At 70.6% G+C, this 24,999-nt stretch carries 19 protein-coding genes and 1 pseudogene; 10 read left to right on the forward strand and 10 right to left on the reverse strand.

What is annotated here, in order from left to right:
- Positions 1-401 precede the first annotated feature (401 nt).
- Positions 402-2,858, forward strand: a complete 2,457-nt coding sequence (locus ACFYQQ_RS04170; protein WP_355779085.1) for a DNA topoisomerase IV subunit A — start codon at positions 402-404, stop codon at positions 2,856-2,858.
- A 7-nt stretch (positions 2,859-2,865) separates the two neighbouring features.
- Here the strand turns inward: ACFYQQ_RS04170 and ACFYQQ_RS04175 are convergent, their stop codons facing one another.
- On the reverse strand, positions 2,866-3,993 hold the full coding sequence (locus ACFYQQ_RS04175) for a CobW family GTP-binding protein (RefSeq protein ID WP_388903308.1): 1,128 nt from the start codon (positions 3,991-3,993) through the stop codon (positions 2,866-2,868).
- Between the two features lie 380 nt (positions 3,994-4,373).
- Here ACFYQQ_RS04175 and ACFYQQ_RS04180 point away from each other — a divergent pair, with 380 nt between their 5' ends.
- The 3 genes and pseudogenes from ACFYQQ_RS04180 to ACFYQQ_RS04190 all read left to right on the forward strand — a co-directional run bounded on the left by ACFYQQ_RS04180 (position 4,374) and on the right by ACFYQQ_RS04190 (position 5,709).
- Positions 4,374-4,868, forward strand: a complete 495-nt coding sequence (locus ACFYQQ_RS04180; protein WP_355782891.1) for a DUF6082 family protein — start codon at positions 4,374-4,376, stop codon at positions 4,866-4,868.
- A 262-nt stretch (positions 4,869-5,130) separates the two neighbouring features.
- Positions 5,131-5,367 (forward strand): annotated as a pseudogene (locus ACFYQQ_RS04185) (hypothetical protein); the annotation flags it as partial.
- 105 nt (positions 5,368-5,472) lie between these two features.
- The gene (locus tag ACFYQQ_RS04190; RefSeq protein ID WP_355782912.1) at positions 5,473-5,709 is read left to right on the forward strand and encodes a hypothetical protein; all 237 of its coding nucleotides are present in this window, start codon (positions 5,473-5,475) and stop codon (positions 5,707-5,709) included.
- Positions 5,710-5,755: 46 nt separating this feature from the next.
- Here ACFYQQ_RS04190 and ACFYQQ_RS04195 read toward each other — a convergent pair whose 3' ends face one another.
- Complete coding sequence (locus ACFYQQ_RS04195; RefSeq protein WP_355782893.1) at positions 5,756-6,931, reverse strand: citrate synthase/methylcitrate synthase; 1,176 nt, start codon at positions 6,929-6,931, stop codon at positions 5,756-5,758.
- Between the two features lie 107 nt (positions 6,932-7,038).
- Between ACFYQQ_RS04195 and ACFYQQ_RS04200 the strand changes: the two genes are divergently transcribed.
- The 5 genes from ACFYQQ_RS04200 to ACFYQQ_RS04220 all read left to right on the forward strand — a co-directional run bounded on the left by ACFYQQ_RS04200 (position 7,039) and on the right by ACFYQQ_RS04220 (position 12,886).
- Positions 7,039-8,304: a citrate synthase gene (locus tag ACFYQQ_RS04200; RefSeq protein ID WP_355782895.1), complete on the forward strand. Its 1,266-nt coding sequence runs from the start codon at positions 7,039-7,041 to the stop codon at positions 8,302-8,304.
- 141 nt (positions 8,305-8,445) lie between these two features.
- The gene (locus ACFYQQ_RS04205) at positions 8,446-9,390 is read left to right on the forward strand and encodes a sucrase ferredoxin (protein ID WP_355782897.1); all 945 of its coding nucleotides are present in this window, start codon (positions 8,446-8,448) and stop codon (positions 9,388-9,390) included.
- A 127-nt stretch (positions 9,391-9,517) separates the two neighbouring features.
- A complete protein-coding gene (locus ACFYQQ_RS04210) occupies positions 9,518-11,353 on the forward strand; it encodes a sensor histidine kinase (protein ID WP_355782900.1) in 1,836 nt (611 codons plus the stop codon).
- Positions 11,350-12,030 (forward strand): response regulator, encoded by a 681-nt coding sequence (locus tag ACFYQQ_RS04215; protein WP_355782903.1) that lies wholly within the window; start codon positions 11,350-11,352, stop codon positions 12,028-12,030. The genes ACFYQQ_RS04210 and ACFYQQ_RS04215 overlap by 4 nt, the downstream gene beginning before the upstream one ends.
- A gap of 163 nt (positions 12,031-12,193) precedes the next feature.
- Positions 12,194-12,886 (forward strand): response regulator, encoded by a 693-nt coding sequence (locus ACFYQQ_RS04220; protein ID WP_388903314.1) that lies wholly within the window; start codon positions 12,194-12,196, stop codon positions 12,884-12,886.
- 245 nt (positions 12,887-13,131) lie between these two features.
- Here the strand turns inward: ACFYQQ_RS04220 and ACFYQQ_RS04225 are convergent, their stop codons facing one another.
- From ACFYQQ_RS04225 to ACFYQQ_RS04245, 5 genes are all read right to left on the reverse strand, one after another.
- Positions 13,132-14,724 (reverse strand): cation acetate symporter, encoded by a 1,593-nt coding sequence (locus tag ACFYQQ_RS04225; protein ID WP_355779774.1) that lies wholly within the window; start codon positions 14,722-14,724, stop codon positions 13,132-13,134.
- Positions 14,721-15,287 (reverse strand): DUF485 domain-containing protein, encoded by a 567-nt coding sequence (locus tag ACFYQQ_RS04230; protein WP_355779771.1) that lies wholly within the window; start codon positions 15,285-15,287, stop codon positions 14,721-14,723. Before ACFYQQ_RS04230 ends, ACFYQQ_RS04225 begins: the two co-directional genes overlap by 4 nt.
- Before the next feature lie 68 nt (positions 15,288-15,355).
- Entirely contained in the window at positions 15,356-16,039 is a 684-nt protein-coding gene (locus ACFYQQ_RS04235; RefSeq protein WP_355779769.1) for a response regulator transcription factor, read from the reverse strand.
- Positions 16,036-17,187 (reverse strand): histidine kinase, encoded by a 1,152-nt coding sequence (locus ACFYQQ_RS04240; protein ID WP_355779766.1) that lies wholly within the window; start codon positions 17,185-17,187, stop codon positions 16,036-16,038. The genes ACFYQQ_RS04235 and ACFYQQ_RS04240 overlap by 4 nt, the downstream gene beginning before the upstream one ends.
- A 699-nt stretch (positions 17,188-17,886) precedes the next feature.
- Positions 17,887-20,010: a DNA topoisomerase IV subunit B gene (locus tag ACFYQQ_RS04245; RefSeq protein ID WP_355790977.1), complete on the reverse strand. Its 2,124-nt coding sequence runs from the start codon at positions 20,008-20,010 to the stop codon at positions 17,887-17,889.
- Between the two features lie 440 nt (positions 20,011-20,450).
- On the opposite strand from ACFYQQ_RS04245, the gene ACFYQQ_RS04250 reads away from it, so the two are divergent.
- Positions 20,451-20,678 (forward strand): hypothetical protein, encoded by a 228-nt coding sequence (locus tag ACFYQQ_RS04250; protein ID WP_355790980.1) that lies wholly within the window; start codon positions 20,451-20,453, stop codon positions 20,676-20,678.
- 356 nt (positions 20,679-21,034) lie between these two features.
- On the opposite strand, the gene ACFYQQ_RS04255 is transcribed toward ACFYQQ_RS04250, so the two are convergent.
- From ACFYQQ_RS04255 to ACFYQQ_RS04265, 3 genes are all read right to left on the reverse strand, one after another.
- The gene (locus ACFYQQ_RS04255) at positions 21,035-21,850 is read right to left on the reverse strand and encodes a serine protease (RefSeq protein WP_355790983.1); all 816 of its coding nucleotides are present in this window, start codon (positions 21,848-21,850) and stop codon (positions 21,035-21,037) included.
- A 202-nt stretch (positions 21,851-22,052) separates the two neighbouring features.
- Positions 22,053-23,594, reverse strand: a complete 1,542-nt coding sequence (locus ACFYQQ_RS04260; RefSeq protein WP_355787280.1) for an RNA polymerase sigma factor — start codon at positions 23,592-23,594, stop codon at positions 22,053-22,055.
- A gap of 406 nt (positions 23,595-24,000) precedes the next feature.
- Positions 24,001-24,888, reverse strand: a complete 888-nt coding sequence (locus ACFYQQ_RS04265; RefSeq protein ID WP_355787277.1) for an FCD domain-containing protein — start codon at positions 24,886-24,888, stop codon at positions 24,001-24,003.
- Positions 24,889-24,999: the final 111 nt, after the last annotated feature.

Here is a 24,999-nt window from a genome sequence, read left to right on the forward strand (position 1 = left end):
TTCCCGCACCTCGTACGCCCACAGCGAGACTTCCGTGACCCGCAGGCGGACCGGTGTGCGAGCCGAAGCCGCCGGTCGCCGCGGCGGACCCGGGCCGGGACGGACGGAGCGGTCCGGGACGGGACGGGACGGGAAGGTCCCGGCCGGTCGAGGGCGAGGGTCCGGAGACGCGGACGGGCGGGCCGGCGAGGGCAGGCCGGGAGGGCCGCGACGGAGGCCGGCCGGGGATCACGGTGGGGGCCGGTGCCCTGCGGCAAGCGGGCTCCGCGTGCCCGGCGGGGGCGGGTCCCCGGCCCCGCCCGGGGCCCTTAATGACGGGTCGTGGTCGGCGTTGTCAGTGCGGCGGTCCACAATGGTGCGCGTCAGATCCCGTTCATGTTGGTGAAGGAGCCGCAGCAGCGATGGCCCGCCGCAGCACGAAGACCCCGCCGCCCGACGACTTCGAGGAGCGGATCCTCGACATCGACGTCGTCGACGAGATGCAGGGCTCCTTCCTCGAGTACGCGTACTCGGTCATCTACTCGCGCGCCCTGCCGGACGCACGTGACGGACTCAAGCCCGTACACCGCCGCATCGTCTACCAGATGAACGAGATGGGCCTGCGCCCCGACCGCGGCTACGTGAAGTGCGCCCGCGTCGTCGGCGAGGTCATGGGTAAGCTCCACCCCCACGGCGACGCGTCGATCTACGACGCCCTCGTGCGGCTGGCGCAGCCCTTCTCCATGCGGCTCCCCCTGGTCGACGGCCACGGCAACTTCGGCTCCCTGGGCAACGACGACCCGCCCGCCGCCATGCGGTACACCGAGTGCCGGATGGCCGACGCCACGTCCCTGATGACGGAGTCGATCGACGAGAACACCGTCGACTTCGCCCCTAACTACGACGGGCAGGAGCAAGAGCCCGGCGTCCTCCCGGCGGCGTACCCGAACCTCCTGGTCAACGGCGCCTCCGGCATCGCCGTCGGCATGGCGACCAACATGCCGCCGCACAACCTCGGGGAGGTCATCGCGGCCGCCCGCCACCTGATCCGCCACCCGGGCGCCGACCTGGACACCCTGATGAAGTACGTCCCCGGCCCCGACCTGCCGACCGGCGGACGGATCGTCGGTCTCTCCGGGATCAGGGACGCGTACGAGACGGGCCGCGGCACCTTCAAGATCCGCGCCACGGTCGCCGTGGAGAACGTGACACCCCGCCGCAAGGGCCTCGTCGTCACCGAACTCCCCTTCACCGTGGGCCCCGAGAAGGTCATCGCCAAGATCAAGGACCTGGTCGGCGCGAAGAAGCTGCAGGGCATCGCCGACGTCAAGGACCTCACCGACCGCTCGCACGGCCTGCGCCTGGTCATCGAGATCAAGAACGGCTTCGTGCCCGAGGCCGTCCTCGAACAGCTCTACAAGCTGACGCCGATGGAGGAGTCCTTCGGCATCAACAACGTGGCTCTGGTCGACGGCCAGCCCCTCACCCTGGGCCTCAAGGAACTGCTCGAGGTCTACCTGGACCACCGCTTCGACGTCGTCCGCCGGCGCAGCGAGTTCCGGCGCACCAAGAAGCGCGACCGCCTGCACCTCGTCGACGGGCTCCTGATCGCCCTGATCGACATCGACGAGGTCATCCGGCTGATCCGCTCCAGCGACAACTCCGCCCAGGCCAAGGAGCGTCTGATCGGGCGCTTCTCGCTCAGCGACATCCAGACGCAGTACATCCTGGACACGCCGCTGCGCCGGCTCACCCGGTTCGACCGCATCGAGCTGGAGACCGAGCGCGACCGGCTGAACGGCGAGATCGACGAACTGACCGGCATCCTGGAGTCGGACGCGGAGCTGCGCAAGCTGGTCTCCGGTGAACTGGCCTCCGTGGCCAAGAAGTTCGGCACCGACCGGCGTACGGTGCTGCTGGCGTCCGCCGGTTCCCCGGCGGCCACCGTCCCCCTCCAGGTCGCGGACGACCCGTGCCGGGTCCTGCTGTCCTCCACGGGCCTGCTCGCCCGCACGGCGAACGGCGACCCCTTCTCCGAGGACACGGACGGCAAGCGCACCAAGCACGACGTGATCGTCTCCTCGGTGCCGGCGACGGCCCGGGGCGAGATCGGCGCGGTCACCTCCTCCGGCCGCCTGCTCCGCCTGAACGTCATCGACCTCCCGCAGCTGCCGGACTCGGCGACGGCGCCCAACCTCTCCGGGGGCGCACCGATCTCGGAGTTCCTGCCCTCCCTGGAGGCGGACGAGACGGTGGTCTGCCTGATGACGCTGGACGAGTCGTCACCGGGCCTCGCGATCGGCACGGCGCAGGGTGTCGTCAAGCGCGTCGTCCCGGACTACCCGTCGAACAAGGGCGAGCTGGAGGTCATCACGCTCAAGGACGGCGACCGCATCGTCGGAGCCGTCGAGCTGAGCACCGGCGACGAGGACCTGGTCTTCATCACCGACGACGCCCAGTTGCTGCGCTATCAGGCGGCGCAGGTCCGCCCGCAGGGCCGCCCCGCGGGCGGTATGACCGGCATCAAGCTCACCGAGGGCGCCAAGGTGATCTCGTTCACGGCGGTCGACCCCGCCGCGGACGCGGTGGTCTTCACGGTCGCGGGCTCGCGCGGCACCCTGGACGACTCGGTCCAGACGACCGCCAAGCTCACCCCCTTCGACCAGTACCCGCGCAAGGGCCGCGCCACGGGCGGCGTGCGCTGCCAGCGGTTCCTGAAGGGCGAGGACTGCCTGTCGCTGGCCTGGGCCGGTCCCGCCCCGGCACGGGCGGCGCAGAAGAACGGCACGCCCGCCGAGCTGCCCGAGATGGACCCGCGCCGCGACGGCTCGGGCGTGTCCCTGGCGAGGACGGTGGCGGTGGTGGCCGGACCGGTGTGACCCCCGGTCACTCCCGCGGGCCCTGCTCCTGTACGTAGCGGAGGACGCCCCACATGCTGTGCTCATCGGCGTGCGGGGCGTCCTCCTTGCATGTCTCCAGTTCCTTGCCGAGGGCACGGGCGTCGATGCCGGCCCCGATGAGCACGAGCTGGGTCAGCCGCTCCCCGGTCCCCGTCCAGGGCTCCGGGTAGAAGCGCAGGAAACGTCCGACGGCGTGTACGGCGTACCGGTTGCGCGGGTCGGCCGGACCGAAGTCGACGTACCCCTTGATGCGGTAGAGCCCCTCGGGCCTGCTGTCGAGGAAGTCCATGAGGCGGCGGGGCGCGAGCGGCACGTCGGAGGTGAAGGACAACGACTCGTAGCCGGAGTGCAGATGCCCGCCGCGGCCGCCCCGGTCTCCCCCGTGGTCTCCATGTCCGTCTCCGTCTCGGTGGACATGGAGGTCGTCGAAGGACAGCTGCCCGATGCGCTCCTCGGACGGCCTGCAGTCGAAGAGGAACTCGGGGTCGACGCGGCCGAAGGTCGCCGGTACGACGGCGGCACGGCCGGCGAGGTCACGGACGGCCCGCAGCACGCGCTCGCCGTCGGCGTGCGGCTCGTCCGGGCCGTCGCCCTGCCCCTGCCGCCCCGCCACGGCCCGGTCGAGCTTGTTGACGACGACGAGGTCGGCCAGGGCGAGGTGCCGTTCGATCTCGGGGTGCCTTTCGCGCGTGGCGTCGAACTCGGCGGCGTCCACGACCTCGACGAGCCCGCCGTAGACGACACGCGGGTTCTCACTCGCCAGCACCATCCGCACGAGTTCCTGCGGCTCGGCCAGCCCGCTCGCCTCGATGACGATGACGTCGATCCCGGCCGAGGGCCTGGCGAGCCGCTCCAGGTAGTCGTCGAGCTCGCCGGCGTCGACGGCGCAGCACAGGCATCCGTTCCCGAGGGCGACTGTGGAGTCGCCGAGCGCTCCGGCGACGGCCATGGCGTCGATGTCGATCGCCCCGAAGTCGTTGACGATCGCGCCGATACGGCTGCCTCCGCTGTGGTGCAGCAGATGGTTGAGCAAGGTGGTCTTGCCGGAGCCCAGGAAGCCCGCGAGGACGACGACCGGGATCTGCGGACTCGACTGACTCTGCTGGCTCGACATGCGCCCTCTCTGTGCCTGAGCGTGCACCGGCTCGTGGACCGGCTCCCGTGCGCGGAATGAATGCCGAACCAGGATACGAGCGGGAGGAAACGCCGCGAAGTGAACGATTGTTAGCAGCGCTCGCGGGGCACACGTTGGGCATGGCGCCGGGAAACGCAACCCGCACTTCCCTCCGTGCGCCTCCTCTCCGCCTCCCTGCCGATCAGAGCCGCTCGGCAAAACTGGGAGACGGCAAGCGCCGCCCATCGCTCGCCGGTCCGCTCCCTGTCGCCCCACACCCGACGACCGGCGGACGGTCGCCTGATTCGGGGGTTGACATGGCCACACGGAAAGTAGCGGTACCGGGGCTGGGCTCCGTGGCCGCGGCGGGGGTAGGCCTGGTGACGGGCGCTCTCGCGACCCTGACCGCACAGCGCCGAGCTCGCGACTCCCTGCGTCTGCGTGTCGAGCGTCTGGAGCGGAGCGGGAACGCACAACACCGTGCCAACCTCGCCCACCAGCAGCGCCTGCACTGGGAGCTGCTGAGCAAGGCGATGGACGACCCCGAGCTGGCCGAGGTACTGAACACCTACGAGGAGACCGTCCCCGCCAACAGGCAGCGGCAGTTCCTCTTCGCCAATGCCCTCTACACCAACGCCCTCTGCTACTACCGGATCGGCAACATCAGCCGCGAAGAGTTCTTCGGCTTCGTAAGGGGCATCCTGCAGAACCCCGTCTTCCGCGAGTACTGGTACGCCACCAGGCCCCACCGCGCGACATTGATCGAGACGTCCGAAGAAGCCGAACTCGGACGCATGGTCGAAGATCTGCTCCGCCAATTGGAGGAGACGGACATCGACGAGTGGTGGGTTGTGGGTGAACCCCCGAGCGAGTAGCGCTCGGGGACCGCGGTGAGCCCCCAACGTGCCGGACGCCCCGCACCTTCGTGGATCACACCGTCGGCCGAGTAACGAATCGATAAATGCACACGTTTCCCCAGATGCCAACAGGGTTGACTGCTCCGCACTCGCGCCAAGCGTCGACCCCACAGCGTCGCTCCGTGCCGCCCGTTCGTCGAGCCAGCCCCCTCGCAGGCTCTTCGCGACGCGTAGCGCTGCGTGCAGGCACTCAGCCTCGAGACCAAGGGAAACTTGAACAGTGAGTCAGATCAGCCGTCGGCTTGGCCTCCCTCCCAAAGCGCGGGGAAGCGTGTCCGGGCAGAACTGCCCGGACATCTTCGAGTTGTCCGACGGGAAATTCGCGGTCATCGGCACCGATGCCACCGTCACGCTGGGCGCTCGGCTCCCTGCCGACGCAAGCCGCGCCGAGCACGAACGCATCGTGGTCATCACTCGCGAAACCCTGATTCACGCGAAGGGCGACATCCCCACAGCCCCCGAAGGCGTTGAGGCATCCTCCGCGCCGGTCAGCACGGGACGCTCGAGGACAATCATCACCAGGCCTGTGCCCAAACCTGCCGACAGGGAAGGTCAACACCAGGTGAAAATCGTACGGCGTATCGGTTCGTCGCCAACTGACAGAGGCAGCGCCACCGGACAAACCTGCCCGGACATCTTCGAACTGGAAGACGGCAATTTCGCCATCATCGGGGTGGAGGCCACGGACGCTCTCGACGGCGAGCTGCCGGCCGACGCCGCTCGCGCCGACTACGAACGCATCGTCGTCATCACTCGCGAAACGCTGGTGCGAGCCAAGGCCGACATCCCGGACGCCTGACGTCGACGCGGGTCCCGGCGTCCCCTCCTTCGGGCGCCGGGCCCACTCAGACCACCGCCGGAATCCTCTGCGGCGCCGGTTCGCCCACGTACCGGGCCGCCGGGCGGATGATCTTCGAGTCCTCCGCCTGTTCCAGGATGTTGGCGCTCCAGCCGACGACCCGGGCAGCCGCGAACGTCGGCGTGAACATCTCCCGGGGCAGCCCGCACAACTCCATGACGACACCGGCGTAGAACTCCACGTTCGTGTGCAGTTCCCGGCCCGGCTTCAGCTCGGCCAGGATCGCCTCGACGCGCCGCTCGACCTCGACCGCGAATGCGACCAGGGGTCCGCCGAAGCTCTCTGCGATGCCTCGCAGCATGCGGGAGCGCGGATCCTCCGTCCGGTAGACGGGGTGGCCGAAACCCATGATGCGGTCACCGGCCAGGACGCGTTCACGGATCCAGGCGTCGATGCGGTCGGGCGTGCCGATCGCGTCCAGCGTGTCCAGAGCGCGACTGGGGGCGCCACCGTGCAGAGGGCCGGAGAGGGCCCCCACGGCCCCGACGAGACACGCGGCGACGTCAGCTCCCGTCGACGCGATCACCCGCGCGGTGAAAGTTGACGCATTGAATCCGTGATCAATGGTGGAGATCAGGTATTGCTCGATAGCCCTGGTACGCGTCGCGTCCGGCTTCGAACCGGTCAGCATGAAGAGGTAGTTCGCCGCGTACGACAGGTCCTCGCGCGGTTCCACCGGGTCGAGTCCGCGCCCGAGGCGGTACAGCGCCGTGAGCAGCGTCGGTACGGCGGCGGAGGCGGCAAGGGCGTCCGCGCGACGCCGGTCGGGGTCGATGTCGTACACCGGCCGGAAGCCCGAGGCCGCGCCGAGCAGTGACAGGGCCGTACGCATCCCGGCGAGCGCCCCGCTGCCCGCGCTTCCCTGGGCGATGCCCGGCAGGGCCGCCCGCACCTCGTCCGGCAGCCGTCGTAGGGCGGCCGTCCTCGCGGTGAACTCGGCCCGCTGTGCGGGGTCCGGCAGTTCGCCGTGGACCATCAGGTGCCAGACGTCCTCGAAGCCGCGGGTCTGTGCGAGTTCGACGGCCGAGTACTGGCGGTAGTGGTAGAAGCCCTCCCGGCCTCTCACGTCACCGAGTGCTGTGTCGGTGACGACGACGCCCGCGAGTCCCCGCGGGACGTCGACAGGGGTGAGGGACGCGGTGGCGACCTGGTTGTTCGGCATGGTTCCTCCCTGGACTTGATTCGACTGTCCATGCTTGACTCAATTGTTGTCAACATTGATCCAATCAATGTGAATCAACCCCGTCGAGATATGGATACGGTGACGCCATGAGGGATCAGGAACCGTCGGCTCCCACCCGCGACACGGGGCGGCGGCTCAACACCAAGGAGACCGCCGAACTGCTCGGCGTGAAGCCCGAGACCGTCTACGCCTACGTGAGCCGCGGCCAGCTCGCCAGCCGGCGCGACCCCGGCGGGCGCGGAAGCACCTTCGACGCCCAGGAGGTCGAGGCGCTCGCCCGGCGCAACAGGCGCGACGGCGCCGGGAGTTCGAGCACGGGGGGTGAGCTGTCCGTCCGTACCCGCATCACCCTGATCGACGCGGATCACTACTACTTCCGGGGCGTCGACGCGACCGAACTGGCCGCCCGGTACTCCTACGAGGAGATCGCCGAATGGCTGTGGACGGAACAGCTGCGCCGCGGCGTCACCTTCACCGCCCCTGAGGCCTCCGTGGCCGTGGCGCGCCGAGCCGTCGAGTCGCTGCCCGAACACAGCGGGCCGACCGACCGGTTGCGGGTCGCCGCGATCGCGGCCGCGGCTGCGGACCCTCTGCGCTTCGACCTCTCCGAGGAGGCGGTTCTCGGTACCGCGCGCACCCTCATCCCCACCCTCGTCGCAGCTCTCCCGACGAAGCGGCACGACCACCGGGACGAGGGACCGCTGGCCCAACGGCTGTGGGCGCGGCTCAGCGGGCGTACACCTGACGATCCGTCACTGCGCGTACTGGACACGGCACTCGGGCTGCTCGTCGACCACGACCTCGCCGCCTCGACACTCGCGGTCCGGGTCGCCGCGTCGGCCCGGGCGCACGCCTACGCGGCCGTCTCCGCGGGCCTGGGCGTCCTCGAAGGCCCCCTGCACGGCGCGGCCAGCGGCCTCGCCCACCGGCTACTCCTGGAAGTCCTGGACAGGGGGACCGCCGTCCCGGTGATCGCGGACGAGTTGCGCGCCGGCCGCCGCGTCCCGGGCCTCGGGCACCGCCTGTATCAAGGCGAGGATCCTCGCGCGCGTGCCCTGTTCGCGCTCCTGGAGGACGTACCGCAGGCCGCGCCGGCCCTGGCGGCCGCCCGGGACATCGCGACCACCGCGGCCCGTCACACGCCCTTGCACGCCAACGTCGACCTCGCCCTGGCCGTCCTCACGGTCGCCTCCGGGATGCAGTCGAGCGCGGGGGAGACGGTCTTCGCCGTCGCGCGCACCGCCGGCTGGATCGCGCACACGCTGGAGGAGTACGGGGAGAGGCCGCTGCGCATGAGGCCGAGCGGGCACTACGTGGGCGCTCGGCCGCCACAGCCGTTCCCGGGCGAGTGAGCGGGGCCGTTTCGGGAAACCGATCGACACCTCGCGCCCAGCGCGAGCCGGATATAACCTCGTATGCCGGGTATGGGGTCTACAGCCCCGTCTCGGGGTCGCTGGAAGCCGTCCGAGGGAACTCAGGTTAGGCTCACCTCTGTGAGTACGTGCACGACCGCGTCCCGGGAGCTCGACGAGCCCCTCGCGGGCACCGCGGCCACCGCGAGAACCTGGCTGCTGCTGGAGCAGCCGGGACCCTGGGGTGCCAAGGCGCTCACCTCGAGCCACCTGGACCCCGCGCTCGGCCGCGCCCTCGAAGCCGCCGCCAAGGACACGGGTGTACGTATCGCACTCATCCGACGTCCCGGTCGTCACGCCGACTGCGGCACGCCCACCGAACGCCAGGTGTACGCGGCGCACACCGTCCCCGGAAACGCCTGGCTGCACAGCGCCACGGTGTCCGATCCGCAGGAGCTCCTCGACCTCGACCTCGCCGCGCTCGGCGGAGGCGACCACCACACCTTCGACGCGGCCCTGCGAGGCCGGCCGCACACCGCCGCCCCGCTCGCGCTCGTCTGCACCAACGGCAAGCGTGACCGCTGCTGCGCGCTCCTCGGGCGCCCTCTCGCGGCCGAACTCGCCGCCTCCGGCGTCACGGGCGCCTGGGAGGTCACCCACCTCGGCGGCCACCGTTTCTCGCCCACCCTGCTCGTCCTGCCGTTCGGATACGCCTACGGGCGCGTCGGGGCCCACCAGGTCAAGGAGGTCCTCCAGGGCGTACGGGAGGGACGCGTCGTCACAGAGGGGTGCCGAGGAAGCTCCGCCTGGGAGCGCCCGGCACAGGCCGCCGAGCTCGCGGTGCGCACCGCGACCGGAGAACACGCCGCGGACGCGCTGACCGTCCTCCGCACGGATGGAGCGGCACCGCGCTGGGAGGTGACGCTCGCCCACACGGACGGCCGACTGTGGCGTGTCGTCGTCGCCATGGGCGCGTCCGAACCGCCCCGCGAGGAGAGCTGCGGCTCGGCACTCGGCTCCCCGGCCCGCATGGACGTCGTGGCGGTACGGGAACTGCGCGCGGCGGATCTTCCCGTTCCGCATTGACCCGCAGCGACATCCTCTACTGGGACGCAGGACAACCACGGTCGTCCCGACACCCGTCGGCAACCTTCGGGAGATCCCCACCACACCCCCTACGGCCTCCCCCACGCGCCCCCGTACCGTCATAGGCATGAGCCCCACTCACCCTGGCCGTCGGCTCCGTCTCGGGTTGCCGCGGCGGATGTTCTCGCAGGTGCTGCTCATGCAGGTGGCGATCGCCGCCGGAGTGGCCGTGCTCGCCACCGGGCTGTTCCTCGCGCCGCTCAGCGAGCAGCTGGACGACCAGGCGATGCGCCGGGCGCTGGCGATCGCGCAGACCACGGCGGCCCAGCCGCAGATCGCCGAGGACCTGCGGTCGAGCCGACCGACGGCGGACGGCCCCGTCCAGCAGGAGGCCGAGCGCATCCGTGAGGCCAGCGGGGCCGAGTACGTCGTCGTGATGAACATGCGCGGGGTGCGCTGGTCGCACACCGACCCGGCGCAGATCGGCGGGGTCGTCTCGACCGACCCACGCCAGGCTCTGGCCGGCCGGGACGTCATGGAGATCGACACCGGCACGCTGGGCCGTTCGGCGCGCGGGAAGGTGCCGCTGCGGGCCGAGGACGGCGCCATCGTGGGCGCGGTCTCGGTCGGCATCGAGTACGACAGCGTGCGCGCCCGGCTCATCCACGCGATCCCCGGGCTCCTCGCCTACGCGGGCGGGGCCATGGCGGTCGGCGCGCTGGCGGCGTATCTGATCTCCCGCCGGGTGCAGCGGCAGACCCGGGACCTGGCGTTCTCGGACATCTCGGCGATGCTCACGGAACGCGAGGCCATGCTGCACGGCATCCGCGAAGGAGTCGTCGCCCTGGACCGCGGCGGCCGGGTCCGGCTCCTGAACGACGAGGCGCAGCGGCTGCTCGGGCTCGACGCGGAGGCCATCGGACGGCCCCTCGACGACACGCTCGGCCCCGGCCGCACCACCGATGTCCTGGCCGGACGCGTCACCGGCACCGATCTCCTCACCGTCCGGGGTCAGCGCGTCCTGGTCGCCAACCGCATGCCCACCGACGACGGGGGCGCCGTCGCCACCCTGCGCGACCGGACCGAGCTGGAGCAGCTGGGCCGCGAGCTGGACTCGACGCGCGGTCTGATCGACGCCCTGCGCGCCCAGGACCACGAACACGCCAACCGCATGCACACGCTCCTGGGGCTCCTCGAACTGGAGATGTACGACGAGGCCGTGGAGTTCGTCGGCGAGGTGGTCGGCGACCACCGGGCCACCGCGGAACAGGTCACGGAGAAGATCCAGGACCCGCTGCTCGCCGCCCTGCTGGTCGGCAAGGCCACCGTCGCCGCGGAGCGCGGAGTGGCGCTGTGGATCTCGGACCGGACGTTCCTGCCGGACCGGCTGATCGATCCCCGGGGGCTGGTCACCGTCGTGGGGAACCTCGTCGACAACGCGCTGGACGCCGTCGGGGGCACGCCTCACGCGCGCGTGGAGGTCGAATTGCGCGCGGAGGGGCGTACGGCGGTGCTGCGCGTACGGGACACCGGGCCCGGGATTCCGGCGGAGCAGCGGCAGTTGATCTTCACCGACGGGTGGTCCACGAAGAAGCCCCCGGCGCACGGCAAGCGCGGGATCGGCCTCTCCCTGGTGCGGCGGCTGGCCGAGCGGCAGGGTGGGAGCGCCGAGGTGGCGGAGGCGGACGGCGGGGGCGCCGAGTTCACCGTCGTACTGCCGGAGGCGCTCACCGGGCCGGGCCTGACGCCCGAAGCCGGACCGGGACCGGTGGGAGCAACCGGATCGGCACACGGCGACGGAGCCGGATGGACGCTCTCGCCGGGGAGGGAGCCCGGTCAGGCGCCGGGAGACGGGCACGAGTCCGCCCCAGGGGCGGTCGCGGGCGACGCCCCTGGGGCAGCGTCCTCCGCGTCCGTCCCGTTCCCCGCCGTCCCCGCGTCCGCCGAGGAGGAGTCACGATGATCGAGGTACTCGTCGTGGACGACGACATCCGCGTCGCGCGGGTCAACGCCGCGTACGTGCAGAAGGTGGCCGGCTTCCATGTCGCGGGCGAGGCGCACACCGCCGCCGAGGCGCTCCACCTGATGGAGACGCTGCCGCGCCTGGACCTGGTCCTCATGGACCACTACATGCCGGACGAGACGGGCCTGGCCGTCGTCCAGGAGATGCGGCGGCGCGGCCACCAGACCGACGTCATCATGGTGACGGCGGCCCGGGACGTCGCGACCGTGCAGGCGGCGATGCGGCAGGGCGCGCTCCAGTACCTGGTCAAGCCGTTCGCGTTCGCCGGTCTGCGCGCCAAGCTGGAGGCGTACGCGGGTCTGCGCCGTACCCTCGACGGTGGCGGTGAGGCCGAACAGGCCGAGGTGGACCGCATCTTCGGAGCCCTCTCGACGGGCGCGGAGCCCGACCTGCCCAAGGGCCACTCCCCCACCACCGCCGAACTCGTACGCCGTGCCCTGGTGAACGCCGAGGGCCCCCTGTCGGCCCAGGAGATCGCGGAGGCGACCGGACTGAGCCGGCAGACCGCCCAGCGCTATCTGAAGCTCCTGGAGCGCACGGGGCGCGCCCGGCTGACCCTCAGGTACGGCGACGCGGGGCGCCCGGAGCACCGCTACGTCTGGGCGACCCGCAGGTGAGGGCGGCCCGCGGTCGAGGCGCGCCCCAAAGGAGCGGCCTTCTTTTAGGCGCAAGGTCCTCTTCCGCTTGCCGGAGTCTGTTGTGCTCACTCCGGTCGCGCTACAACAGCGGGACCGGAACACGGGCTCCGCGCTCGGCCGGCCCTGACGGAAAGAGGGGTTGATGCTGGACGTCCTGGTCGTGGACGACGACCTCCGCGTTGCCGAGATCAATGCCAGGTACGTGGAGAAGGTGCCCGGGTTCCGGGTCGCCGCCCGCGCCCACAGCGCCGCCGAGGCGCTGGCCGCCATCGAACGCACGCCTGTCGACCTCGTGCTGCTCGACCACTGCCTGCCGGACGGGACGGGCCTCGACCTGGTCCGTCGGCTGCGGGAGGACGGCCACGGCACCGACGTCATCATGATCACGGCCGTCGGCGACGTCGACACCGTGCAGGCCGCCCTTCGGCTGGGTGCCCTGCACTACCTGGTCAAGCCGTTCACCTTCGCCGCCCTGCGCACCCGGTTGGAGTCGTACGCCGCGTTGCGCCGCACCGTCGACCGGGTGGGCGGGCGCGGTCCGGCGGACCAGGAGCAGGTCGACCGGATCTTCGGCGCGCTGCGCACCGCGCCCACGCCCTCGACGCCCGGACTCCCCAGCGGGCACTCGGAAGCGACCACGGACTTGATCTGCGACGTGCTGCACCGCGCCGGGCGTCCGCTGTCCGCCGTCGAGGTCGCCGCCGAGGCAGGACTGAGCCGCTCCACCGCCCAGCGCTATCTCCGCCACCTGGAACAGGCGGGGCGCCTGCGCCTCTCCCTCAAGTACGGCGACACCGGACGCCCCGAACACCGGTACGCGTTGATCGCCCCCTGAACGGGCCCGGACACCCGGACTCCACGGGCGTGCTTCGCGACCAGCGCCCTGCACACGCCCGCGTGCCGTCCGACGCACGCCTAAGCGCCGCCCTGCATACGCCCGCGTGCCGTCCGGCATCCCCGTACCGGCGTCGGCACACGCACGCGTGCCGCCCCGTGCGCGCCCCGCGTGCCTTCCGGCATCCCGGTACCGGTGTCCGACGCCAGGAATGCCCCCTCCGGGGTACGCGCCCGGCGGGGCCCTCAGACCGCTCCGGCCCCGGTGAGGGAACGCACCTCGGTCTCCGCGTGCTTCGCCTCGTCCGGGGGCTCCGCCGAGGTGACCGTGCCGAGCCAGCCCGCGAGGAATCCGAGCGGAATCGAGATCAGGCCGGGGTTCTGCAGCGGGAAGTACTGGAAGTCGACGCCCGGGAACAACGACTCCGGGCTGCCCGACACCACCGGCGACAGGACCACGAGGAGCAGCGCAGGGACCAGCCCGCCGTACACCGACCACACCGCCCCGCGTGTCGTGAAGTTCCGCCAGAACAGCGAGTACATCAGCACGGGGAGGTTCGCGGAGGCGGCCACCGCGAAGGCGAGGCCGACGAGGAAGGCCACGTTCAGGTCGCGGGCCAGCAGCCCGAGTGCGATGGCGACCACGCCGATGCCGACCGCCGCGGCGCGTGCCACGGCGACCTCGCTGCGCGGTCTCGCGTGTCTGCGTCTGAGCGAGGCGTACAGGTCGTGGGCGACGGACGCGGAGGAGGCGAGCGTGATGCCCGCGACCACCGCGAGGATCGTCGCGAAGGCGATCGCGGCGACCACCGCGAACAGCACCGTTCCACCTGTGGAGCCCGCGCCGCCGCCCAGGTCGAGGGCGAGCAGGGGCATGGCGGTGTTCCCGGCGGCGTTCGACCCGCGGACCGCGTCGGGGCCCACGATCGCGGCCGCACCGAACCCGAGGACGATGCTCATCAGGTAGAACCCGCCGATGAGTCCGACCGCCCAGACCACGGACCGGCGCGCCGCCCGCGCGGTCGGCACCGTGTAGAACCGGGACAGGATGTGCGGCAGACCGGCTGTGCCGAGGACCAGGGCGAGTCCCAGGCTGATGAAGTCGAAGCGCGCGGTCCAGCTCCCGCCGTACTTCAGTCCCGGTGCCAGGAACGCGTCGCCGTGCCCGCTGCGCGCGGCCGCCGTGCGGAGCAACTGGTCGAAGTCGCCGTGGAAGCGCACGAGCACGAGCACGGTCAGCACGACCGTGCCGCCCAGGAGCATGACCGCCTTGACGATCTGGATCCATGTGGTGGCCCGCATCCCTCCCATCGACACGTAGATCACCATGAGTGCCCCGACGCCGATCACCGTCCAGTTCCGCGCCGCCCCGCTCGTGCCTCCCAGCAGCAGCGCGACCAGGCTGCCCGCACCGACCATCTGCGCCACCAGGTACAGAACGGACACGGTCACCGAGGAAGTTCCCGCCGCGATCCGCACCGGCCGCTCGCTCATGCGGGCCGCCACCACGTCGGCCAGGGTGAACCGGCCGCAGTTGCGCACCAGTTCGGCGACCAGGAAGAGGACCACGAGCCAGGCCACGAGGAAGCCCACGACGTAGAGCAGCCCGTCGTAGCCGAAGAGTGCGATGAGTCCCGTGACGCCGAGGAAGGACGCGGCCGACATGTAATCGCCTGAGATGGCAAAACCATTCTCCATCGGGGAGAACAGCCGCCCGCCGGCGTAGAACTCCTCGGCGGAGCCATGACGGTTGCGGCTCACCCACGTGGTGATCCCCAGCGTCACGGCCACGAACACGCTGAACAGCAGCAACGCCAGCGACTGGTGGTGTCCCGTCACCGCTGCCCACCCCCGGCGCTCCGCGTCAGCTCCTGGGTGTCCCAGCGCAGATCCAGCGCGGCCCGGTCCCTGCGCAGCCGGGCGTGACGGGCGTACGCCCAGGTGAACAGGAAGGTGGTGAGGAACTGCCCCAGCCCCGCCAGCATCGCCACGTTCACCGCGCCCGCCACGGGGCGCGCCATGAGCCCCGGCGCGGACGTCGCGGTGACCACGTAACCCACGTACCAGGTGAGGAAGACGGCGACGCCCGGGAACACGAACCGGCGGTACCGGCCGCGTACCTCCTGGAAGGCCGCACTGCGCTGCACCTCCAGGTAGACCTCGGCCGCGCCACGGGCTACGGGCTCGCCCTCCCGGCGTACGGCGGGCTCTACGGGAGCGGGCGCGCCAGTGCTGTCCAACTCGCCCCAGCCGGACGCCAACGCGTCGTACCAGGGGTCGTCGTAACCCACGTTTCCGGTCTCCACCGGCTGCGCGGGGACACGTTGACGCCCTTCGTGGTCCTCGGACGGACTCTCAGGACCCTCCCCGCGCAGGCGGGGACGACCGTTCCTTGACTGCATGCCCAAGGATGGGCAGATCGGGAAGATCCCGGACTCTTCAATCCATGGTCTTCACTCCATCAGGTGACTCACGCCCCCGGTGGGCGCACCAGGCCCTTCCCATAGGCGTAACGGACCGCCTGCGCACGGTCCTTGAGCCCGGCCTTGGCGAACAGGTTGTTGATGTGGGTCTTCACGGTCGCCGTGGACACGTGCAGCTTGCGGGCGATCTCCTGGTTGGCGAGACCTTCGGCGATCAGCACCAGCACCTCGACCTCCCGTGCGGTGAGCCCGTCCGGCGCCTCGGGTGGCCGTGCCGGTTCCCGCTCGGGCTCCGACAGCCGCTCCAGCAGCCGCCGTTGGATCCCGGGCGACAGGCCGGCCTCCCCGGACAGCACGCTCCGCACCGCCCGTACGATCTCGTCGCCGCCCGCGTCCTTGGTGAGATATCCGCGGGCGCCTGCCCTGATCGCGGGGAACAGCGACTCGTCGTCCGCGAACGTGGTGAGCACCACGACCTGGGTGCCGGGGTACCGGGTCCTGATCCGCCGGGTCGCCTCGACCCCGTCGCACCGGGGCATCCGCAGGTCCATCAGCACGACGTCCGGGGACAGTTCGGCGACCAGGGCCACGGCCTCGTCCCCGTCGCCCGCCGCGCCGACGACCTCGATCCCGGGCAGCAGGCCGAGCAGCATGACGATGCCCTCACGCACCACTGTCTGGTCGTCCACCACCAGGACCCGCGCCGGCCCGCCGCCCGGCTCCCCGGTCATACGGGCACCTCCAGCGTCACCAGGAACCCCTCCTCCTGCGGCCCGGCTTCAAGTGTGCCGCCCAGCAACTCGGCGCGCTCCCGCATGCCCAGCAGACCGTACCCGGCACCGCTGCCGGACATCTCCCCCGGCGAGCCTCCCGAGTCCCGGATCGCCAGCCGCACTTGGCGGTCCCCGTAGTCGAGGCTCATGTGGACCCTGGCGCCACGCGCGTGCTTGCGGACGTTCGTGAGGGCTTCCTGCGCGACCCTGCGCACCGCCTGTGAGGCCTCCGCGGGCAGGAGCCGTCTCTCCCCCGACACCGTGAGGTCCGCTCCGTCCTGCGTGGCGACGAGCTCGCTCAGGAAGTCCTCCAGCGGGGACATCTCGCCGCGCAGGGCGGAGAGCGCCTGCCGTGTCTCGGCGAGGCCTTCCCGGGCCATCCCCCTCGCCGCCACCACCCGTTCGAGAATCCGGTCCTGTCCCGCGCCCCGCTCGATCAGCAGCCGGGCCGCCTCCAGGTGCACGAGCTGGGCGGAGAGGCTGTGCGCCAGCACGTCGTGGATTTCCCGAGCGATTCTGGTCCTCTCCGCGAGCGCGGCGGACTCCGCCTCGGCGACACGCGCCGCCCGCTCCTGGGCGAGCAGCCGCTGGGCGTTGCCGCGCGCCTCGGCGTCGAGCCGCAGGACGTACCCGCCCAGGGCGAGACCGGCCGCCGTCGTCAGGGTCGCCGTCCAACCGTCGTTGTCGGCCACCGCGTACGCACCGAGGGCCGCGGACATCGCGGGTAGCGCGGCCGCCAGAGGCAGGCGCTCGATGGCGCTGACGGCGCACGCGCACCACAGCACCAGTGCCGGGACCCGGAAGCCGGTGGCTTCGGCCGTCGTCGCGACCGCGAGCAGCAGCGCGAACAGTCCGAGGGACGGCAGCAGACGGTGTTCCAGCGTGGTCCGGAAGAACGCCCAGGCGGACAGGGCGCACAACACGACTCCCAGTACCGCCACGGCAGCGGCCCAGCCTCGCGGGCCCCCGTCCGCGAACGTCGTCCACAGCAGGGCGGCCAGGGCGATGAGCCGTACGGTCCAGGCCAGCGCGCGCCGGGGTGTCGGCACTCCTGCCCGGGACAGCGCCTCACGGGAGGGCCAGCGCGTCCACGCGTTCCCCGTCACACGCGCCCCTTCCACGCCGCCCACGCAGTGCCGTCACCGTACGGGTCGTTCCCGGCACGACATCGGCCACGGAGACCGGCCCGCCGAACCAGAACGACGCCCGCGACGATCAACAAGGCATTGATCAACCCCGAGATACGGGCCGCCGTGAGTACCGGCAGCGGGCGCTACCGACGCCACCGACCCTACGGAAACGGCCACCTCGGCAGATCAACCCCGGGGTGGATCAACGATGGACTCACTCCACCCCCGGGTGGACACCCCGTCCGGACCCTCGGGCGCATCAGCACCCGACGCTGTAGTGGACGTAGGGGTGGGACGGCGAACCCGGCGCCAGCGGGGAGCCGCCTGCGCCCACCCTCCCCCATCGCCCCGAACGGCACGCATGCCCGCAGCTGAGGCGGGCGGACGACCGCCCGCGGCCAGGGTGGGCGCCGCGCCCCTCACCTCACGCATGCCCGCAGCCGACACGGCGGGTCGGCGCCTCGCCCCAGCCGCTCAGGGCCCGCAGTCGCCATCGCACCGAAGGGGCCGTGCCGGTACATCAAATGGCCGTCGAGACGGGGACGTACCCCACCGAGGAACGCTGGTGACGGACGCCGACACCAACTACCGACGGCCGGATGTACCGGCACGGCCCCGACCCACCCACACGCCCGACAGCGCCCGACGCCCGCCAAGCCGAACAGCCCTCGACACCTACGCGTCGATACGCGACCGGTCCAACGTCGCCGCCGAGCTGGAGATGAACTCCTTGCGCGGTGCCACGTCGTTCCCCATGAGCAGGTCGAACACCTGCTCGGACGCCTCCAGGTCGGAGATGTTGATCCGGCGCAGCGTGCGGTGGCGCGGATCCATCGTCGTCTCGGCCAGCTGGTCGGCGTCCATCTCGCCGAGGCCCTTGTACCGCTGGATGGAGTCCTTGTAGCGCACGTTCTTGCGCTGCAGCTCCAGCAGCGTCTCCCGGAGCTCACGGTCCGAGTACGTGTAGATGTACTTGTCCTGCCCCTTCTTGGGCTGACTGAGCTCGATCCGGTGCAGCGGCGGCACCGCCGCGAACACCCGCCCCGCCTCCACCATGGGCCGCATGTAGCGCTGGAACAGCGTCAGCAGCAGGCACCGGATGTGCGCCCCGTCCACATCGGCGTCGACGAGGAGAATGATCTTCCCGTAGCGCGCCGCGTCGATGTCGAAGGTCCGGCCGGACCCCGCCCCTATGACCTGGATGATCGCGCCGCACTCGACGTTCTTCAGCATGTCCGTGACGGACGACTTCTGGACGTTGAGGATCTTGCCGCGGATCGGCAGCAGCGCCTGGAACTCGGAGTTCCGGGCGAGCTTGGCGGTGCCCAGCGCGGAGTCGCCCTCGACGATGAAGAGCTCGCTGCGCTCGACGTCGTCGCTGCGGCAGTCCGCGAGCTTGGCGGGCAGCGAGGAGGACTCCAGAGCCGTCTTCCGGCGCTGGGCGTCCTTGTGCTGGCGGGCCGCGATGCGCGTACGGGCGGCGGAGACGGCCTTCTCCAGGACGACCCGTGCCTGCGCGGCCGTGTCCCGCTTGGTGGAGGTCAGGAACGCCTTGAGCTCCCTGGAGACCACGTTGGTCACGATGCGGCGGGCAGCGGAGGTACCGAGCACCTCCTTGGTCTGCCCCTCGAACTGAGGTTCGGCAAGACGCACGGTGACGACAGCCGTCAGGCCCTCCAGGGCGTCGTCCTTGACGATGTCGTCCTCGGCGACGCGGAGCAGCTTCTTGGCCCGCAGGACTTCGTTGACCGTCTTGGCGACGGCCTGCTCGAAGCCGGCGACGTGGGTGCCGCCCTTGGGGGTGGCGATGATGTTCACGAACGACTTGAGCGTCGTGTCGTAACCGGTGCCCCAGCGCAGGGCGACGTCGACCCCGAGGTCACGGGTGACCTCGGTGGGCGTCATCTGACCGTGGTCGTCGAGGACCGGGACCGTCTCCTTGAAGCTGCCCTGCCCTGAGAAGCGCAGGACGTCGCAGACGGGCTTGTCGTTGGCGAGGTACTCGCAGAACTCGCTGATGCCGCCGTCGAAGCGGAAGGACTCCTCGCCCTTGCTGCCGCCCTCACCGAGGCCGAACTCGTCACGGACGACGATCGTGAGCCCCGGCACGAGGAAGGCCGTCTGGCGGGCCCGCTGATGCAGGTTCTCCAGGGAGAGCTTGGCCTCCTTGAGGAAGATCTGGAGGTCGGCCCAGTAACGGACGCGCGTGCCGTTGCGCGCCTTGGGGATCTTCTTGGTCTTGCGGAGGCCGCTTCCCGCGTCGAACTTCGCGTCCGGGCCCGCACCGGCGAAGGCACCCGGCACACCGCGCCGGAAGCTGATCGCGTGCGTGTGGCCGTTTCGGTCGACCTCGACGTCGAGGCGGGCGGAGAGCGCGTTCACCACGGAGGCGCCCACACCGTGCAGACCGCCGGAGGCCGCGTACGAGCCGCCGCCGAACTTTCCGCCGGCGTGCAGCTTGGTCATGACGACCTCGACACCGGAAAGGCCGGTTTTGGGCTCGACGTCCACGGGGATGCCGCGGCCGTTGTCCCGCACTTCCACCGAGGCGTCGTCGTGGAGGATGACCTCGATGTGGTCGCAGTAGCCCCCGAGGGCCTCGTCGACGGAGTTGTCGATGATCTCCCAGAGGCAGTGCATCAGGCCGCGACTGTCGGTCGAGCCGATGTACATACCGGGGCGCTTGCGTACGGCCTCGAGCCCTTCGAGGACGAGCAGGTGCCGCGCGGTGTAGTTGGAACCGTCCCGGTCTGCTCCGGTCAGCAGCGCTGTGGACGGCACGGACGTCTCGGCGGTCACGCGGTTCGCTCCTCGCTGAATTTCAGATGGTGGCCTTTTGGGTAAGGGCCCGGCTTGGTTCGCCGCTCAGAGGGTACCGAGGCCTGGTAGAGCCGTTGTAGCGCCACCCTCGTCCGAACTTAGACTAGTCGAGAGTCGCATAGGTGTTCGATCCCTCGATGGAGTGAAGTACATATCACGTTCCCTTCGAGGCATGAACCATTTAGGCTCCGGGCACGTCCTCATGAACAACCCGGCAAGCCAGCCGGGAGGACCGACACTGACAGACAACGCGAACCCGTAAGACGCGAACCACGTAATACGGCACATTCGCCGCCAACCGGCAGCAGACAGCCACCTCGGAAAGAAATTTTCGAGGAGAAGCCACGAGCGGGAACGTTTTCGGCCTGGTTGGATGTTGACCCTGGTACGACAGCTCGTCGAGCTAGAGAAGAGGCGACGTGACTACTGTTCTGACCCCCGCGAGCCCGCTGACGGCCGCTGACCGCTGCGACCGTTGCGGCGCCCAGGCATATCTGCGCGTCGTCCTCCTGAGCGGCGGAGAACTGCTCTTCTGCGCCCACCACGGTCGCAAGTTCGAGCCGGAACTCAAGAAGATCGCCGCTGAGATACAGGACGAGACGGAGCGGCTGACGTCCGTTCCGACAGTCAGCGACGAAGATCGCTGACTTTCGCGTCGCCGACGAGCGAGAGCCGGCATCAGGCCGGTCCACGGGCGACCACCCCCTCGAAACGGGGAGTGGCCGCCCGTACTCGTACCGCGACGCACCTCGTTCCCCCCCCCAGCCGTCGAGCCCACAGACGGGCTCGGCACCCCAGCCACCCCCAAGCAGCCGGACCGCCACGGCCTAAGCGACCCCCAGGCCACTGGACCGGCTCAGCAGCGACCGGCAACGATGAGCATGCCGAGCGCGCCTGGCCACGAGTCCGGTGAACCACAGGGCCGCTGAAGCATGAGCCCGCTGAGCGCCGAGCTCGCCGGGTCGCAAGCCCGCCGAGCCCGTCAGCACACCCAGCCGGGGCCTCAGCGCCCTCCGAGCCGCCGTACGGCGTCCGACACCCGCGTGTACACGCCGGGGCTCCCCGCACGCCCGCAGCCGCTCCCCCAGGACACCAGCCCGATCAGCCGTCCCTGGGCGACCAGCGGACCGCCGCTGTCCCCCTGACAGGCGTCCCGTCCGCCCCTGACCTCTCCGGCGCACAACATGGAGGCCGCCCGGTACGTCCCGTCCGAGCTGCCCGGGTAGGCCTCCTCGCAGGCCGCGTCGGGCAGCACCTTCACCCGAGCCGCCCGCAGACCGCCCGCGTAGTCGCCGGCGCCCGTGGTGTCGCCCCAGCCGTAGACCTCGGCGACCGTCCCGGGGGCGTACGCGGGATCGCCCTTCGGCGCGGTGGGGATGACGTAGCTCTCGGGCAGGGGGCTGGCGAGAGTGAGCGTCCCGAAGTCACCGGCCTTGGTGCGATGGTCGTAGTCGGGGTTCACCCAGGTGTCGCGGACCTGGATCTCCTTGCCGGCGTCCGAGGTCAGGTTCCCCCGGCCCGCGATGACCCTCAGGTCCCGGACCTGCTGCGGCGGCGCCCCGAGCACGTCCTCGCTCAGGCAGTGGGCCGCGGTCAGCACGGTGGACCGGCCGATCACCACGCCCCCGCAGAACTGCCCCGCCCGCGTACCTCCGAACCGGTCACGGCTGGCCAGCGCCACCGTCCAGGGGCTCTGGGAGATCTCGACCGGATAGCCGCCGATGACGACGTTGTCGGGGGCCGCGTGGGCGGGTGACGCCAGCGGTATCACGGCCGCCGTGGCCGCCAGGGCCAGGACTCGGGCGAAGGGACGGCGCATGCGCTCTCCTCACTCAGGGGTGGTCGTGGAAGACCCAGAGTGATCCAGCGGGGACGGACCCGCACCCCGCGCACACGCACGGAGGACACTCGCACATACGCGTGGACAGGAACCCGCCCGGATGACCGGAGGAGGCACGCCCGGACACGTCGAGGGCCCGGCTCCGTGAGGAGCCGGGCCCTGGGAGACGTACGGCCGAGGCCTAGTCCAGGTAGTCGCGCAGGACCTGCGAACGCGACGGGTGGCGCAGCTTCGACATGGTCTTGGACTCGATCTGGCGGATCCGCTCGCGGGTCACGCCGTAGACCTTGCCGATCTCGTCGAGGGTCTTCGGCTGACCGTCGGTGAGACCGAAGCGCATCGAGACGACGCCCGCCTCGCGCTCCGAGAGGGTGTCCAGGACGGAGTGCAGCTGCTCCTGCAGCAGGGTGAAGCTGACCGCGTCGGCCGGGACGACGGCCTCGGAGTCCTCGATGAGGTCACCGAACTCGCTGTCGCCGTCCTCGCCGAGCGGGGTGTGCAGCGAGATGGGCTCGCGACCGTACTTCTGGACCTCGATGACCTTCTCGGGGGTCATGTCGAGTTCCTTGGCCAGCTCCTCCGGGGTGGGCTCGCGGCCCAGGTCCTGGAGCATCTGGCGCTGGACGCGCGCGAGCTTGTTGATGACCTCGACCATGTGCACCGGGATACGGATGGTGCGGGCCTGGTCGGCCATCGCTCGGGTGATCGCCTGACGGATCCACCAAGTGGCGTACGTGGAGAACTTGTAGCCCTTGGTGTAGTCGAACTTCTCGACCGCGCGGATCAGACCGAGGTTGCCCTCCTGGATCAGGTCCAGGAAGAGCATGCCGCGGCCGGTGTAACGCTTGGCCAGGGAGACCACCAGACGGAGGTTGGCCTCCAGCAGGTGGTTCTTGGCGCGGCGCCCGTCCTCGGCGATGATCTCCAGCTCGCGCTTGAGCTTGGGGGCGAGCTTGTCGGCGTTCGCCAGCTTGTCCTCGGCGAACAGACCGGCCTCGATGCGCTTGGCGAGTTCGACCTCCTGCTCGGCGTTGAGCAGCGGGACCTTGCCGATCTGCTTGAGGTAGTCCTTGACGGGGTCGGCGGTGGCACCGGCGACGGCGACCTGCTGGGCCGGTGCGTCGTCCTCGTCGTCGTCGGAGAGGACGAAACCCTTGTTCTCGGTCCCTTCCTCTTCCTCCTCGCCGGCCTTGACGGCACCGGCGGTCTCCTCGACCGCCTCGTCGTCGACCAGCTCGGCGTCGTCCTTCTTGGACGTGGTCTTCTTGGCCGTCGCCTTCTTGGCGACGGTCTTCTTCGCGACGGCCTTCTTGGCGGTCGTCTTCTTGGCGGCAGCCTGCTTGACGGACGCGTCCTCAGCCGGCTCGTCCGCGGTGGGGGCCGCCGGGGCAGTGGTGGCGGTGGCCTTCTTGGCCGTCACCGTCTTCGCCGCGACGGTCTTGGTCGCGGTGCGCTTGGCCGGACTCTTCGCTGCGACGCTCTTTCGGGTGCGCTTGGGCTCCGCGGCACTGACCATCAGCGTCACACCCTCTTCCTCGAGGATCTGGTTGAGGCTGCGCAGTACGTTCTTCCACTGAGTGGCCGGAATCTGGTCAGCTTCGAAGGCCCGACGCACGTCATCGCCGGCGATCTGCCCCTCAGCCTTTCCCCGCTCGATGAGCGCCATGACAGAGACGGACTCGGCGATCTCCGGCGGGAGCGTACGGGATGTGCTGGCCGACACGAACAACCTCTCGGAACGTTGGAAAACGGCTTCCGGCCCCGTCCGGTACGGACAGGAGCCGACGACCGCCGACTTGGGGATGGGCCGACGGCGCGGGCGGGGGGCCGGGAAGATGCACAGCGCCATGAACGGCGTCCGTATTCCTTCCTCGGCTGTCACCTCTTAGGTCATCGCGTGGTTCCGAGGAGCGTTACGCCCAATCTGCGTGGCCCGAGTCACACCCCGTAAGCGCACAAAAGCGGCCGAATAATGTCAGAGGTGGTCATTCTGCGGGCTTCTCGGCCCCTCGCGCCACCGGACCCCGTCGATCCCTGGGGATCCGACGGGGTCCGGCGCGAACTGGGGCGCCGGCCGTGCGATGCCTGTCGTGGACACCCGCCTTCGGCCGCGCCACGCCTGGTGCGCGTCAGTGCTCGCGCGGCGCGGGCACCACACGCTCCACCTCGGGGTGGACGGTGAGCAATTGGCGCATGGCGGCCTCGGCCGCCGCTCCGTCGCTCGCGGCGAGGGCGTCGACGATCCGCGCGTGGTACGACAGCGAGGCCTCGGTGGGCCGGTCGCAGCCGGTGACCGGGTTCCCTGCGACCTGGAGCGCGGCCGAGACGATGCCCGAGAGGTGCTCCAGCATGCGGTTGCCGGCGACCTGGATCAGGAGGGAGTGGAACTCCGCGTCGGCGCGGGAGAAGGTGAGGGCGTCACCCTGCGCCATGGCGTGGCCCATGATCTCGATCATGTCGCCGAGGCGCTGCTGCACCTCCTCGCGCCCGTGTCCCGCGGCCAGGCGCGCGGCAAGCGGCTCGATCGTCCAGCGCAGCTCACTGAGCTCGCGGCGCTGGTCGTCGCGCTGCGGCCCGAAGGCCCGCCATTCGATGATGTCCGGGTCGAGGAGATTCCAGTCGCTGACCGGGCGCACGCGCGTGCCCACGTTCGGCCGCGCGCTCACGAGGCCCTTCGCCTCCAGGACGCGGAGCGACTCGCGGACGACGGTGCGGGAGACCTCGAATCGCTGGCCGATCTCCTCGGGAACGAGCGGGCGGTCCGCGCCCAGGTCGCCGGAGACGATCATCTGGCCCAGCTGCTGAACGAGTTGGCCGTGCAGTCCGCGGCCGCGACTGCCGGCGGCGCGCCGGCCCACGCGGCCGAGCTCCGGCTCCGAGTGCTCCCAGGCGGGAATGCCTACGCGGTCGACACCGGGGGCTTCGGCGTAGGGGTAGCGGTCGAGTTCGCCCGGGCCGGCCAGGCCGGAGTCTGCGGAGCGGGCGGCGGTCATCATGGTGTGCGCAAGGGTACTCACGGATCTTTTGTCGGCGCCCCGTTCAACTCCCTTGAGGTCTTTGGTGAAAAGCACACGAAAGGGTGATCGCTCACCCCGTCGCAATTGACGCCTTATCGGAAAGAAATGAGC

Source organism: Streptomyces sp. NPDC005496 (assembly GCF_042872045.1).
Taxonomy (GTDB): Bacteria; Actinomycetota; Actinomycetes; order Streptomycetales; family Streptomycetaceae; genus Streptomyces.